Source organism: Nocardia sp. NPDC058519 (assembly GCF_042719755.1).
Classification (GTDB): Bacteria; Actinomycetota; Actinomycetes; order Mycobacteriales; family Mycobacteriaceae; genus Nocardia.
Genome location: NZ_JBHXNK010000001.1, coordinates 404,247 through 417,592 on the forward strand (window position 1 = coordinate 404,247; position 13,346 = coordinate 417,592).

Annotated in this window: 12 protein-coding genes; 6 read left to right on the forward strand and 6 right to left on the reverse strand. The window is 66.8% G+C overall.

The window, feature by feature from the left end; all coding sequences use genetic code 11:
* The first annotated feature begins 6 nt into the window (after positions 1-6).
* From ACFWPK_RS01805 to ACFWPK_RS01815, 3 genes are all read left to right on the forward strand, one after another.
* A complete protein-coding gene (locus ACFWPK_RS01805) occupies positions 7-1,101 on the forward strand; it encodes an ABC transporter substrate-binding protein (RefSeq protein ID WP_378912622.1) in 1,095 nt (364 codons plus the stop codon).
* Positions 1,102-1,187: 86 nt separating this feature from the next.
* Complete coding sequence (locus tag ACFWPK_RS01810; protein WP_378912623.1) at positions 1,188-2,093, forward strand: dioxygenase; 906 nt, start codon at positions 1,188-1,190, stop codon at positions 2,091-2,093.
* 99 nt (positions 2,094-2,192) lie between these two features.
* The gene (locus tag ACFWPK_RS01815) at positions 2,193-3,884 is read left to right on the forward strand and encodes a PQQ-binding-like beta-propeller repeat protein (RefSeq protein WP_378912624.1); all 1,692 of its coding nucleotides are present in this window, start codon (positions 2,193-2,195) and stop codon (positions 3,882-3,884) included.
* A gap of 90 nt (positions 3,885-3,974) precedes the next feature.
* Here ACFWPK_RS01815 and ACFWPK_RS01820 read toward each other — a convergent pair whose 3' ends face one another.
* From ACFWPK_RS01820 to ACFWPK_RS01830, 3 genes are all read right to left on the reverse strand, one after another.
* The gene (locus ACFWPK_RS01820; protein ID WP_378912625.1) at positions 3,975-5,237 is read right to left on the reverse strand and encodes a type II toxin-antitoxin system HipA family toxin; all 1,263 of its coding nucleotides are present in this window, start codon (positions 5,235-5,237) and stop codon (positions 3,975-3,977) included.
* Positions 5,234-5,527: a helix-turn-helix domain-containing protein gene (locus ACFWPK_RS01825; RefSeq protein WP_378912626.1), complete on the reverse strand. Its 294-nt coding sequence runs from the start codon at positions 5,525-5,527 to the stop codon at positions 5,234-5,236. The genes ACFWPK_RS01820 and ACFWPK_RS01825 overlap by 4 nt, the downstream gene beginning before the upstream one ends.
* Positions 5,528-5,674: 147 nt before the next feature.
* Positions 5,675-6,352, reverse strand: coding sequence for a TetR/AcrR family transcriptional regulator (locus ACFWPK_RS01830; protein WP_378912627.1), 678 nt, complete (start codon positions 6,350-6,352; stop codon positions 5,675-5,677).
* A 95-nt stretch (positions 6,353-6,447) separates the two neighbouring features.
* On the opposite strand from ACFWPK_RS01830, the gene ACFWPK_RS01835 reads away from it, so the two are divergent.
* Together ACFWPK_RS01835 and ACFWPK_RS01840 are read left to right on the forward strand one after the other, a co-directional pair.
* Positions 6,448-7,740 carry a lipase family protein gene (locus ACFWPK_RS01835; protein WP_378912628.1) on the forward strand — a complete coding sequence of 431 codons (1,293 nt, stop codon included), beginning with the start codon at positions 6,448-6,450 and terminating at the stop codon, positions 7,738-7,740.
* On the forward strand, positions 7,734-9,287 hold the full coding sequence (locus ACFWPK_RS01840) for an AMP-binding protein (RefSeq protein ID WP_378912629.1): 1,554 nt from the start codon (positions 7,734-7,736) through the stop codon (positions 9,285-9,287). The genes ACFWPK_RS01835 and ACFWPK_RS01840 overlap by 7 nt, the downstream gene beginning before the upstream one ends.
* A 60-nt stretch (positions 9,288-9,347) precedes the next feature.
* On the opposite strand, the gene ACFWPK_RS01845 is transcribed toward ACFWPK_RS01840, so the two are convergent.
* Positions 9,348-10,505, reverse strand: a complete 1,158-nt coding sequence (locus ACFWPK_RS01845) for an epoxide hydrolase family protein (RefSeq protein ID WP_378912630.1) — start codon at positions 10,503-10,505, stop codon at positions 9,348-9,350.
* 63 nt (positions 10,506-10,568) lie between these two features.
* Between ACFWPK_RS01845 and ACFWPK_RS01850 the strand changes: the two genes are divergently transcribed.
* Positions 10,569-11,531: a helix-turn-helix transcriptional regulator gene (locus ACFWPK_RS01850; protein WP_378912631.1), complete on the forward strand. Its 963-nt coding sequence runs from the start codon at positions 10,569-10,571 to the stop codon at positions 11,529-11,531.
* 18 nt (positions 11,532-11,549) lie between these two features.
* On the opposite strand, the gene ACFWPK_RS01855 is transcribed toward ACFWPK_RS01850, so the two are convergent.
* Together ACFWPK_RS01855 and ACFWPK_RS01860 are read right to left on the reverse strand one after the other, a co-directional pair.
* Positions 11,550-12,245, reverse strand: a complete 696-nt coding sequence (locus ACFWPK_RS01855) for an alpha/beta hydrolase (RefSeq protein ID WP_378912633.1) — start codon at positions 12,243-12,245, stop codon at positions 11,550-11,552.
* A gap of 110 nt (positions 12,246-12,355) precedes the next feature.
* Positions 12,356-13,309: an SDR family NAD(P)-dependent oxidoreductase gene (locus ACFWPK_RS01860; protein WP_378912634.1), complete on the reverse strand. Its 954-nt coding sequence runs from the start codon at positions 13,307-13,309 to the stop codon at positions 12,356-12,358.
* Positions 13,310-13,346: the final 37 nt, after the last annotated feature.

Here is a 13,346-nt window from a genome sequence, read left to right on the forward strand (position 1 = left end):
GTGCGCATGCCGGCGAGCGCCCGAAACCGCACCCGATTCCGTCGCACCGCCGAGCAGGGCGGGCGCGTCCGCTCGCGCGGCTTCGTCGTGGCTGCCGCGTTGCTGTGCGCCGCCGTGCTCACCGCGGGGTGCGCGGAGAAAACCGATGACGCGAGCACGATCATCCGCACCACCACGAATATCGCGGGTGCGGGCGTGGTCGGCGCTGCTCGCGACACCGCGACCGCGTGCCCGTTGCCGAGCGCGCCCGACGCGGGCTCCGGCGCGACCCGCACGGTCACCCACACCGCCGGGGTCTCGCAGGTTCCCGCCGACCCGCAACGCATCGTCGTCCTCACCACCTCGGCACTCGACGCGGCCTGCGCGCTGGGCCTGTGGGAGCGGGTCGCGGGCGCGGTCACCCTCGACGGTGATCGTTCGCAGCCGATGTACCTGGGTTACGGCGTCGTCAAGGTACCGAGCGTCGGCCCGATCGGTCAGCCCGATCCGGCACGGATCGCCGAGCTGAAGCCCGACCTGATCCTCGGCGACGTGGCTCCGGCCGCAGGAGGTTACGAGGCACTGAGCAAGATCGCCCCGACCGTCCTGATCGGTGCGGGCGGCAGCTGGCAGTCCGATTTCGCCGCCTACGCCGCGGGCATGAACCGCGACGGTGCCGCCGACACCGCCTTGCAGAACTACCTCACCGAAGCCCACGACCTCGGCCCCGCACTCAACGCGCGTCAGTCCCAGGCTTCGGTGCTGCGCTTCACCGCCGACACCACACAGGTCCAGGGTTCGGAAACCTTTGCGGCCCAAGTCCTTTCCGACGTCGGCGTCCAACGTCCGACCGCCCAGCGCGGGCCCTCCTTCGACATCACCGAAGCCGACCTCGCCACCAAAGCCGAAGGCGACCTCATCTACGTGATGTTCGACGGACCGGACGGCGAGAAACACGGCAAACAGGTCCTGCGCTCCGACCAGTTCGAAGAACTCGGCGCCTCGACCGACAAACGTGTCTTCGCGGTCGACGACAAGATCTGGCACACAACAGGTCTCACCGCGGCCCGCGCGATCCTCACCGACCTGCGCAACAGCCTCAACGGCTACGTCACCGACTGACTCCCAGCTACCTCCCAGTGTGTTCGCAGCTCCGGCGCAGTCCACGTGCTTAGCGTGGTCGACAACACGGCAGCGAAGGAGCAGCAATGGGCGAGCACGATCTGGGGCTTGGGCACGATCTTCGAGTGATGTCGCGTCGGCGAGCGCTGAGTTTTCTCGGCGTGGCCGGGGTCGCGGCAGCGGCGGCGGGCTGCGCGACCTCGACCGACAGCACCGGCTCGAGCACGAGCCCGGCCGACGCCACCACTTCCGCGTCGACCGAAACCCCGGCCGCGGCGCCGCAGGAGACGGCGGGCCCCTACCCCGGTGACGGTTCCAACGGACCCAATGTCCTGATCGAGTCCGGTGTGGTGCGCTCCGATATCACCACCAGCTTCGGCACGTATTCCGGTACCGCCCAAGGTGTTCCGATGACCCTCACGCTGAATCTGCGCGACCTCGTCGAGAACGCGGCAGGCACCGGGATGGCGGTGTACGTGTGGCATTGCGACCGCGAAGGCCGGTACTCCCTCTACACCGAGGGCGCCACCGAACAGAACTATCTGCGCGGCGTCCAAGTGGCCGACGACGACGGCACCGTACGCTTCACCTCGATCTTCCCGGCCTGCTACGCCGGCCGCTGGCCACACATCCACTTCGAGGTCTACGACTCCCTGACAACCGCGGTCGCAGGCGACAACGCCCGCCTCACCTCCCAGATCGCCCTCCCCCAAGACGCGTGCACCGCGGTATTCGACGCCGACCCCGGCTATGTGAACAGCACCCGCAACATGTCCGGCGTAACCCTGTCCTCCGACGGCGTCTTCGGCGACGGCTGGGACGCCGAATTGGCCACGGTCACCGGCACACCCGCCACCGGAATGTCGGTCTCGCTCACGATCGGCGTAGCAGCGAAATCCCAGAACACCCAGTCCGGCAACGGTTCTCCGGGTGCCCCGCCCTCGGGCAATGCACCGGGCGGCCCGTCTCCCGGCGGCCCCGCGCCCCGCTGACGGATCCACACCGCCCCGACGCTCCGCCGTCCGTCCAGTCCTCGCCGACCCGCTACCCTCATGACGCGACTCGGTCGCACCGTCGCCAGGGGAGGGTCGATGAACGACAGCAGCACTACGTCTTTGCCACGGCTACCGGACTATTCACGTCCGACCACCGCCGCCGCAATCCTCGGAACAGCCGTTCTCTCAGGTGGCGTCACGGTCGCCATTTACAGCCTGTTCTTCGCGGCGGACAACCCCTTCGCAGGCACCATCGATTCGGAAGAAACACTCTCGGACCAACTAGGAGTGTTCGCGATCGCCTTCGGCGCGGCGGCGCTGCTTTTCCTGGCAGTCGCCGTGAGGTGGTCGGTGACACTGCGGGCCGCAGGCTTCGGGAATCCACCCGTCCTCATCATGTCCGTCGTTCTGGCCGTCGAAATCATCATCTGCGCGAACCTCGACATCCTGTCCACCGTCGATCAGATATTCGACGACTACGCGGCGTATCCGCGACTTCCGATGGCGGTCGCCGCGTGGTATCTGGTCATTCTCGGCTCAGTTCTTACCCTCGGTGTGACCCTCGCTCCCCCGAATCGACGGGCATTGTCCACGCGATCCGGTGCGGTCCTGGCGGCGGTCGGCGTGCTCGCCTGCGCCGCCGCAGCGGGTGTCGCCCTACGCGCCGGGAACGACGACCGGGTCATCGACCACCGCACCGCCGCTGCCACCGCCGTTTCGCCGGTCCCCAATCGCCTGGGATCCGAGAAGTTCCGGATCAACCTGAAGGATTCCCGTCGCGTTGTCGTCGGCGGGAACGGATTCTTTATCGGGTCCAAGGAAGGCATCACCGCCTACGACGGAGCCACCGGCACTCCACGCTGGCACTACCTTCGCCAGAACGTCACCTCTCGCGGTGTCCAGCACAGCCCTGACAGCATGGTGTCCGTTCCGTCCGAGAACGTCGTCGCCACCTACTGGGAAAATCTGGGCTGGATCGGATTCGACGCATCGACAGGCGAAAGACTGTGGACCGACTCGGAATTCAGCCGCGGCCGCCGAGAACACGGGCCGACGGCCGGTACGACGTATGGCGACGAGCCCGCACCATTGCTGGTCAGGGTTACCGACTGCGCCTTGGCGCGATACGAGGCCCGCAGCGGGCGCCTGATGTGGGCGCACCCCCGCAAAACATTCTGCAGGAGCAGGGATTCGAAGATCGCGTTCACTTCACACGCGATTTATCGGATGTCTGCGGTCGGCACGACTCAGACCACAATCTCCGCCTTCGACCTTGCTACCGGCGACACGATCGCCGAGCGGAGTATTCCCAATCCTGATTCCGATCGCATACCGGAGCTGTCGGTGGTCGATGATGTCGTCTCGATCGACTGGCGCGACAAGACCGCGGGTCACCTGCATTTCGACTCCCCCGACAACTTGCGCACCGCCGCGGTCACCGAACCCGCCGAGGTCATTGCCGCCGACCCGTCCACCGGCACAATTGTCATGCGTTCCGACCGTGACGCCGTCACCGTGTCGGAGACCCGCGTTCCCGCCAGGTCACGCCCTGTCGAGGGGCTGCCCTCATATTGGTCCTATAAATTCGACGCGCTTCTGCTCACGGATGAACTGGTCGTGTCGACCGAAGGCCTACACACGTGGAAACGCACCGACCTCACCGAGACCACCCCGGACCACATCCTCAGCTCATGCTCACTACTCGGCGCGAGCGAGGCCCCCGGTGTCGTCCTCATCCGCTGCGGCGATAGCCGATCAACCCCGCAAATCGTCGGATTCGCACCCTGACCGAAGGCGTTGCACTGAAACGATTTTCGGTCGACCAGGCACACGACTCTTGTAGGCGAGTCTCATCTCCAGAGGAGTTTCACCATGCACTCATAGCATCCTGTCGATCCATCTCTCAGTATTGCTGAGGAGTCGAGTGATTGTCGGGCTGTCGTATCGGGCGATGTCGTCGTGCTGGGTCGCCTTGGTCATAACATCCATCAACCCGCCGGACTGGCGGTCGATCTCATCGCGCAGCCAGTCGGGCTCGACGTGAATGGCAGGCGCGAATCGAATCCAGTCGGTCACCGTGATCTGTTCGGCGCGGAACTGCTGATTCATGCTCATGGACAGGTCGTTGCCCGAGCCATCCGAGTAAGCCAGGTGCGAGTTCAGGTCGTATAGCGGTGCGAGCCGTACCGATTCACCACTGAGCAGGAGCGAATAGTTTCTCGCGTGCGCGTCGGTGCCACAGATCAGCCAGTTGAAGACGAGTGCCTGTGCGAAACGGCGGTTGTCCTCCTCGGGGCGATGGCTGCGGGCGCGGATGAGGTCAGCAATCACCTCCGCGCCGGGTCCGCCCTGACTTTGGTACTTGTGAATTGGCCAGATCGCCATCGCTTGACACATATCCTCCTGATGGACGCGCTGCCACTGGTCGTCGCGCCGGATTCGGTCGTAACGGGCGACCACGATGGCGCGCTCGTCATCGAACTCCTCGATAGTGCAAGTCGCGGTACGCAGGCCGAGGTCGGCCGCGGTTCGCAGCGTTACCGCCTCGACCAGATCCTGGTCGAGCATGTTGGGAATCGGAGGTTTGATGATGTGCGTCGACGGGATGGCACCGACCGGGTCGCTCCAGCCGTCCACGGTGCGGTGGAGGGCAATCTTCGCTTGGGCTCCGGCGAGGGAGAACTTGCCGGACGTGTCGTCGGTGGCCGAGGTCGGGAGGTCTGCCCTCGCTCGGCGCAGCATTTCCGCGATCTGGGTTGATCCCAGTTCGGCGAGGTCACCTTGCCGTTCCTGGATGAAGTCGAGTCGGTCGGGCCGGACGAACTGGGCTGCGCCTGCGACGTCCTCGCCGACGTGTCGGAGCAGCGAGAAAGAGCTGTTGTCGTCAGCGATGCCGAATCGACGACGCCACTGGCGCAAGGTTTCTGGGCGGTCCGGAAGCAGGCCTTCGAGCCAAGGCGCCAGGGCGCTCTCCCGATATCGGCCCATAGGACCCTGCATCGACACAGACAGTGGAGTGAACCGGCCTGGCAGATGATCCGCATAGCGGAGCCGCATTCTGCGTCGGCTGGTGCGCTGGATGTCACCGATCACGCGGCCGTTCATCACCACATAGAGGACATGACTGTTCGCGTCCGTCATTGCTGTGTGCCGTCGAGGAGAGAGTCCAGGTCGACGGGTTCCTCATCGACAGGGGGCGAGAGCGTCGGTACTCGACGGGAGAGGGTCACGGATACGCCGAGGGTGGTGATCACGCGCATGACCATGTCCAGCGGGGCGGAGCCCTTCTGCCCGGCTTCGAACGCGTTGAGCCATTGGCGGCCGACTCCGGCCATCGAGGCCAGGGCCTGCTGAGTCATGTCTTCGGCGATTCTTGCCTCGCGCAGGGCAGGGCCGAGGTCGTCCGCTCGAAATACCTCGATTGTCGCCATATGAAGACAATATCATTTGTCGTCATGCGGCGACAAGGCGTTCGGTTCGAGTCATCGCGGGCGGCGGGGACAATCGCTCCACGAGCAGATATCGTCGACTCGAACGCGCGTGGCGATTCACTGCTCGGGCCCGCGTGGTTGACGACCTCAGAGCGGTGAACGGACTGCGGCAGCGGCCAAGCCCAGATGGACGATCTCGATGAAAGCCGTGAGATCTCTGATCAGCACGTTGATTTCGCCCGTTGCGCCTGCGTCGGTGTGGAGCCAGTCGGCGACGGTCTCGAACAGACCGCCGATTGCGGAGACGGCCAGGGCGTGCAGGTCTACGCCGATTCCCTCGGGGGGCACGAATCCGTATTCACGCCACAGGGTTTCGAGGAACTGAGCGGCCCAGCGGCGGTTGACGCGCCGCTGCTGTTCGACTTTCGCCGAAATGCCGCTCGCCTCACCGAAAGTCACCTTCGCCACGCGCGGGTCGTCGACCATCGAATGGGCGAAGGCGCCGATCACGGCGGCGACCACGTCGTCGCGGTCGCCCGAGGATTCGGACAGCGCGGTGGCGACCATGTCCTGTGCGCGTTCGCTCTGCTGCTGTAGCAGCGCCAGGTAGCAGTCTTCTTTGCTCTCGAAGAGTTCGTAGAAGGCCTTGTTGCCGACGAAGGCGGTCTGGCAGATCTGCTCGATCGCGGTGCTGACGTAGCCCTCGGCGGCGATCAGGTCGAAGGCGGCGGCGAGGATCTGTTCACGCCTGCGCGCACGGCGCTGTTCGGCGTCCAGGCCCTGGATGCGCCGGGAGCGGACTTGGCTCTTGTCGGTCGACGTCACGCAGCTCAGCCTACAGATTGCCAAATATAAACAAGAACTCTTGTTCTCAACAAGCCATCATGCTGTAATCGGGATCACCTATCGAAGGAGATGCCATGCAGCGCAGCACGGCCACCTGCCGGTCACCCCGGCTCCGACAGCTCGGCGCCCGAGCCCTGCCCCTGCTGGCGATGACGGCGCTGGTGGCAGCGGGTCCGGCGGGCGCCCAGGATTTCGAACTGCCCCCACTGCCGAACGAGGCACAGGTGTATCCGGCGGTCGTGCCGATTCCCACACCGCGGCACGATCCCTGGTACGCCGATCCGGCCGATCTCGCCGACTACGCCAACGGCGACGTGATCCGCAGCCGGGTCGTGCAGACCCACGTGCTCGGCATCCCGGCCCCGGTGCACACCACGCAACTGCTGCTGCGCAGCTCCGACGTGCACGACAACCCGATCGCCACCGCCACCACCGTGCTGATGCCGGGCATCCCGTGGCTGGGACCCGGTGCGCGCCCGCTGATTTCGTATCAGGAGGCGATCGACAGCCTCGGCCCGCAGTGCAATCCGTCCTACACCCAGCGTGCGGGAATCCAGAAGGAGATGGCCATCATGGGCCAGTTCCTTTCGGCGGGTGCCGCGGTGGTTATCACCGATTTCGACGGCAAAGAGAACACGATCATGTCGCCGGCCGAGGGTCGGATGGTGCTCGATGGCATCCGCGCGGCCAAGCGCGGCGGGCTCGGGCTCGAGACCGCGCCGGTGGGGTTGTGGGGTTACTCCGGTGGCGGCAATGCCTCCGCGTCGGCAGCCGAGCAGCGCCGCCACTACGCTCCCGAACTCGAGATCAAAGGCAGTGCGCAGGGCGGTATTCCGGGCGACAAGGTCGCGATCGCACCGTTCGCGATCTCGGGGCAGCAGCCACAGGCCAACTTCACGGGCTGGCTGGCCGTGCTCGGGCTGGCCCGCGAATACCCCGAATTCGCTCGAGAACTGGACCACTACCTGACTCCGGAAGGCCGAAGGGTGGCCGATGACCTGGGGGAACGCTGTCTCTATACCGCCGTGGCAACCACCCTGCTCCGGCCGATGGCGCAGTACCTGACCGACCCCGAGGCCGCACTGGCCGCCGCGCGACCCGCCCTCGCCGCAGCGAGTTTCGGCCGACCGGAGAACACCCCCGATATCCCGCTGCTGATGTGGCACTCGACCACCGACCAACTACTGCCCGCCGAACTGGCGATCGACAAGATCGCCGCCGACTACTGCGCCCGCGGGGTGAACATGCGGATGATCCGGGTGCCGTTCTCGGAGCACATCAGCGCCGAGATCGTCCCCGAATTGGGCACTGTCGCCTGGCTGCTCGCGGTGGCCGCGGGCGCCGACCCCGGGCCGCGAGTATGTTGAGCGCCGCCACCACCTCACTACGGCAGATCCGCGCCCTGGCGCGGGCCGGGATCATCGATCCGCGACATCCGGTACAGATCCTGCGCACCGCCCGCACCATGCGCGCGTTCGGCCCGATCGCCGGCGGGATCCGATCCTCCGCGCAACGCACACCCGACCGAGTCGCGCTGGTCTGTGGCGACGAGCGGATCAGTTACCGAGAGCTCGACCAGCGCACCGACGCGCTCGCCGCCACCTGGCACGCCGACGGCCTCGATGCGGGCGATACGGTCGGAGTGCTCTGCCCCGACGGGGTGCGACTCGTCGAATCCATGTCCGCCACAGCGAAACTCGGCGCTCGCCTGGTGCTTCTCAATACCGGATTCGGTGCGGCACAGCTACGTGACGTGCTGGAACGCGAGGGAGTCAGCGCAGTCGTGCTCGACCCGGCCATGGCCGTGACTGCCGAGGACCTGCCCGAACGAATCAAGCTTCTGGACACCACAATTCGCCCCGCCGCCGCACCGATTCGCCCACCCGCACAGCAGGGCGGTTTCGTCCTGCTCACCGGCGGCACCACGGGCACGCCCAAGGGCGCACCGCGGCGAGTGGAATCTCCTTTGGCAGCAGCGCAATTCGTGGACAGGGTGCCCCTGCGGCGAGGCCAGACTGTGCTGCTTTGCGCACCGCTGTTCCACGGCACCGCACTGTCCCAGTTCATCCTCTCGCTGAATCTGGGCTCGACGATCGTGCTGCACGGACGGTTCGACGCGGCCCGCTCGCTCGCCCAGATCGCCGAGCATCGCGCCGACATGGTCGTACTCGTGCCGACCATGCTGCGCCGCATCCTCGATCTGGACCCGGAGTTGTTGTCCGCCACCGACACCCGCTCGCTGCGGATCGTGTTCACCGCCGGGGCGGCGTTGCCGTCCTCGTTGGGCACCAGGGCGATCACCATCTTCGGCCCGGTGATCTACAACTTCTACGGGTGCACCGAAACCGGCACCGCCACCATCGCCACCCCGCAGGACTGGATCGCCGCTCCGGGCACCGTCGGGCGGGCGCCGGTCGGGATCACCGTCGCGCTCTACGACGCCGACGGCACCCGGATCACCGAGCCCGGCGCGGTCGGCACCGTCTTTGTCGGCAACACCATCGCTTTCGACGGCTACTCCGGCGGCGGGTCCAAGCAGCTTCGCGGCGGCCTGATGAGCACCGGCGACCTCGGCCACTTCGATTCCAGCGGAAGGCTTTTCATCGACGGACGCGACGACGACATGATCGTCTCCGGCGGCGAGAACGTCTTCCCCGGCGAGATCGAGGACCTGCTCTACCAGCACCCGTCGATCACCGAAGCGGCCGTAATCGGAGTCCCTGACGAGGAATTCGGGCAACGGCTCGCCGCGTTCATCGTGGCGGCGGGCGAAGTGGACGCCGAAACCGTCCGCGACTACGTGAAAACCCACCTTGCCCGGTTCAAAGCCCCACGCGACGTGCTGTTCGTCGACGAACTACCCCGCACCCCGACCGGCAAGATCGACCGCCGCGGCCTGGCCGCGCTCGGCTGAGCGGACCCGGCGGCGCCGACGAGGGGTCGGCGCCGCCTGCTCTGCCGGGAAACCGCTGATTCAGCGCAGGCCACGGAAGAACGTCCGGACGTCGTCGACGAACAAGTCCGGCACCTCCATCGCCGCGAAATGGCCACCCCGCTCGAACTCCGACCAATGGACGATGTCGGTGCCCTCGTCCGCGTAGCGGCGGATCGCGATGTCCTCGGCGAAAACCGCGACACCGGTCGGCGTGGTCAGCGGCGTGGTGGGCCACGACCGGGTGTGAGTGGCCTCGTAGTACAGCGCGGCCGACGAACCCGCGGTGCCGGTGAGCCAGTAGAGCATCACGTTGGTCAGCAACCGATCCCGATCCACGGCGTCGTCGGGCTTACCGGCGACCGGGAACGTCCACTCCTTGAACTTCTCCACGATCCACGCGAGCTGGCCGATCGGCGAATCGTGCAGACCGTAGGCGACAGTCTGCGGGCGCGAGGACTGGATCTGGAAGTAGCCGTTGCCCTCGCTCTTGAACAGGGCGAGGCGATCGAGCCGAGCCAGCTCGGACGCGGTCATGGTTGCCTTCTCCTCGTCGGAGACGGGGCCGAACGGGATGAACCCGAAGGTCGCGGCGTTGACGTGCACGCCGATCACCTTGTCGCCACCCGCGCGTCCCACCTCCGGCGTGACGAACGCGCCCCAGTCGCCACCCTGCGCACCGTAGCTGTCGTAGCCGAGCCTGCTCATCAGCTCGGCCCATGCCTTCCCGATGCGACCCGGCTCCCAGCCCTCGTCGGTGACCGGTCCGGAGAAGCCGAAGCCGGGCAGCGACGGGATCACCACGTGGAAGGCGTCAGCCGGATCGCCACCGTGGGCCGCTGGGTCGGTGAGCGGGCCGATGACATCGAGGAACTCGACGACCGACCCCGGCCAGCCGTGCGTCAGGATCAGCGGCGTGGCATCGGGATTCGCCGAGCGCACGTGCAGGAAATGGATGTGCTGGCCGTCGATCTCGGTGGTGAACTGCGCGAACTTGTTCAGTTCGGCCTCGGCCGCGCGCCAGTCGTAGGAGGTGCGCCAGTATTCGGCCAGCTCACGCAGGTACGCGACCGGCACACCGCGGCTCCACTCGGCGCCGGGCTGCTCGGCGGGCCAGCGCGCATCGGTCAGCCGGGCCCGCAGGTAGTCCAGGTCGGACTGCGGGATGTCGATGTGGAACGGGGTGATCTCGTTGCTCATGACTACGACACTATGACCACAAGCGGACACCTTCTGTCCTATAGACCTGGCAGAGTCGAATTCGTGAAAGAAACTTCGGCACGGCTACTTCGGTTGCTCGCGCTCCTGCAAACCCGGCGCGAGTGGTCCGGCGACGAGCTCGCCGCGCGCCTGGCTGTCAGCACACGGACGGTGCGCCGCGATGTCGACAAACTGCGCGCGCTGGACTATCCGGTGCGCGCGGTGAAAGGCATCGACGGCGGCTACCACCTCGGGGCGGGCACCCAGCTGCCGCCGTTGCAGCTGAACGACGAGGAAGCCGTCGCGATGGCGATCGCCCTGCGCACGGCATCGATCAGCGGGGTGAGCGCCATCGGCGAGACCGCACTGAGCGCACTGGTCAAACTCGAGCAGGTGCTGCCCGCGCGGTTGCGGCACCGCGTGCACGCCATGCAGGTCTCGACCGTCCAGACCCCCGGCGGGACCCGCGCCGACATCGACCCGGCGGTGTTGTCCGCCATCGCGGCCGCGTGCCGCGACCGGCAACGCCTGCGATTCGACTATCGCAGCGGTGGCCGCGAATCCCGTCGCGAGACCGAACCGCACGAACTCGTCACCTGGGGCCCGCGCTGGTACCTCGTCGCCTGGGATATCGACCGCGACGACTGGCGCACCTTCCGGGTGGACCGCATGACGCCCAAAATCCCGGTGGGACCGCGCTTTTCGCCGCGCGAGATCCCCGGTGGCGACGCCGCGGCGCACGTGGCGAAAGGTGTCGCCCAGCTCTGGCCCTACCGCGCCACCATTCGGCTACACGTTCCCGCCGACTCCGAACAGGCGCGCTCCGCCGCCATCTACGGCACTGTCGAACCGATCGACGCCCACACCTGCCGCCTCGAGATCGGCGCCGACACCCCGCGCGGACTGACCTTCCTCCTCGGCGCCCTCGACACCGACTTCGACATCGAGCACGGCCGGGAACTGGTCGACCACCTCCGCCAGATCGCCGCACGCTACACCCGCGCCGCGGGCGCGGCGCCGGAGTAGCTCAGCGACAAACCCTGGTCAGCCTGCGATATCCAGCACGGCCGCGTCGATCAGATCGACGACCGGCCCCGGCTGCGCGGCCAGCGAGGCATGGCTCGCGGCGAGTTCGATGGTCTTGCGCGGGTTCATCCGCGCGGCCATCCGCCGCTCGTTGTCGGGGTGGATCATCCGGTCCTCGGTGGACACCTGGTACCAGGTGGGCTTCACCTTCCAGGCAGGCGCGCTCACCGTGTCCCCGAACGTCGAGCCGAGTGGCGCCTTCTGGGTCACCGCCATCACCAGCGCTTCGTCGGGAGTCAGGTCCTGGCAGAAGCTTTCGTGGAACTTGTCCTGCGCGATCCACAGGTATCCGTCGGAGTCGGGCGCGATGTTCGCGAACGCGGCGGGCGGCAACTGCTCACTGATCGCACCGGGGCTCTCCCCCGCATCGGGCGCGAAGGCCGCGACGTAGACCAGGCCGACCACATTGGGCAGATCGCCGGCTTCGGTGATCACCGCACCACCGTAGGAGTGACCGACCAACAGGACCGGGCCCTCGATCTGGGCCACCATTTTCCTGGTGCGCTCAGCATCCTCGGCCAGCGAGGTGAGCGGGTTCTCGACCGCGTACTGCCCCGGATAACCGCGCCGGTTCAATTCCACGATCACCTTCGCCCAGTGCGCGGCGCCACCCCAGAATCCATGGACCAAAACGATTGTCGGCTTGGCAGCCATTGCGAGGCCTCTCTCTCGGTCGGGGTTTCTCGCCGGCCGGATCGGCCCGACCGCGGAGCCGGTTGACGCGGCGAGCACCCGTTCACGATAGACCCTGGGACGGCTGACTCTCACGCGTGCGCGGTCTTCCCACCGTCGATGACCAGCTGGGCGCCGGTCAGGTACGGATGTTCCGGTGAGGCGAGGGTCAGCGCGAATGCGGCGATCTCCTCGGGAGTCGCCAATCGCCCCATGCCTGCCACATTGCTCGACGCCCACTGTTTCATCGCGACCCGGTACGCGTCGTCGGGCAGCCCACCGATCGGGCTGAGCGCGCGGACGAGGTCGGTATCGGTCGTGCCGGGGATCAAGGTGTTCACCCGGATGCCGTCGGCCGCGTAGTCCAGGGCAGCGGACTGCACCAGCCCGACCAGCGCCCGTTTGCTCGCGGTGTAGGCGCCCTTGCCCGCGTCGGTGGCGAGCGCGTTGCTCGACGAGGTGACGACGATCACCCCGCCGCCGCCCCGGATCATATGTGGCACTTGATATTTCATCGACAGGAAAGTACCGCGGAGGTTGGTGCCGAGTACCAGGTCGAATTCCTCGGCGGTGTATTCGTGCAGCTTGCGCTGGATGGTGATGCCCGCGTTGTCGAAGGCGACATCGAGGCCGCCGTATTTGTCGGCGGCACCGTCGACGAAGGCCCGGACCTGCTGCTCGTCGCGCACGTCGGCCTGGATGTAGGTGGCTTCTCCCCCCGCTGCCCTGATCTGCGCCTCCACCGCACGACCACGATCGATCCGGCGTCCGCAGAAAGCCACCCGCGCGCCTTCGGCGGCGAACAACCGAGCGGCGGCCGCGCCGATACCGGAAGTGGCGCCGGTGATCTGCACGGACTTGCCCGCGAACCTTTCTGTCCGACCGGGCAAGGCAGGCGGGTTGGCCCCCGATCCGAGTGCGATGCCGCCCCCGAGTCCGGCGGCCGCGCCGACGGCGAGCCCACCCGCCATCATGCCGAGCATCCCGCGCCTATTGGTGGATTTCGCACTGCCGGAGATATTTTCGGCGCTCTCGTCGTTTGTCATAGCCTCAGCGTGCCGACCGGCTGACCCTTCGGCCTCC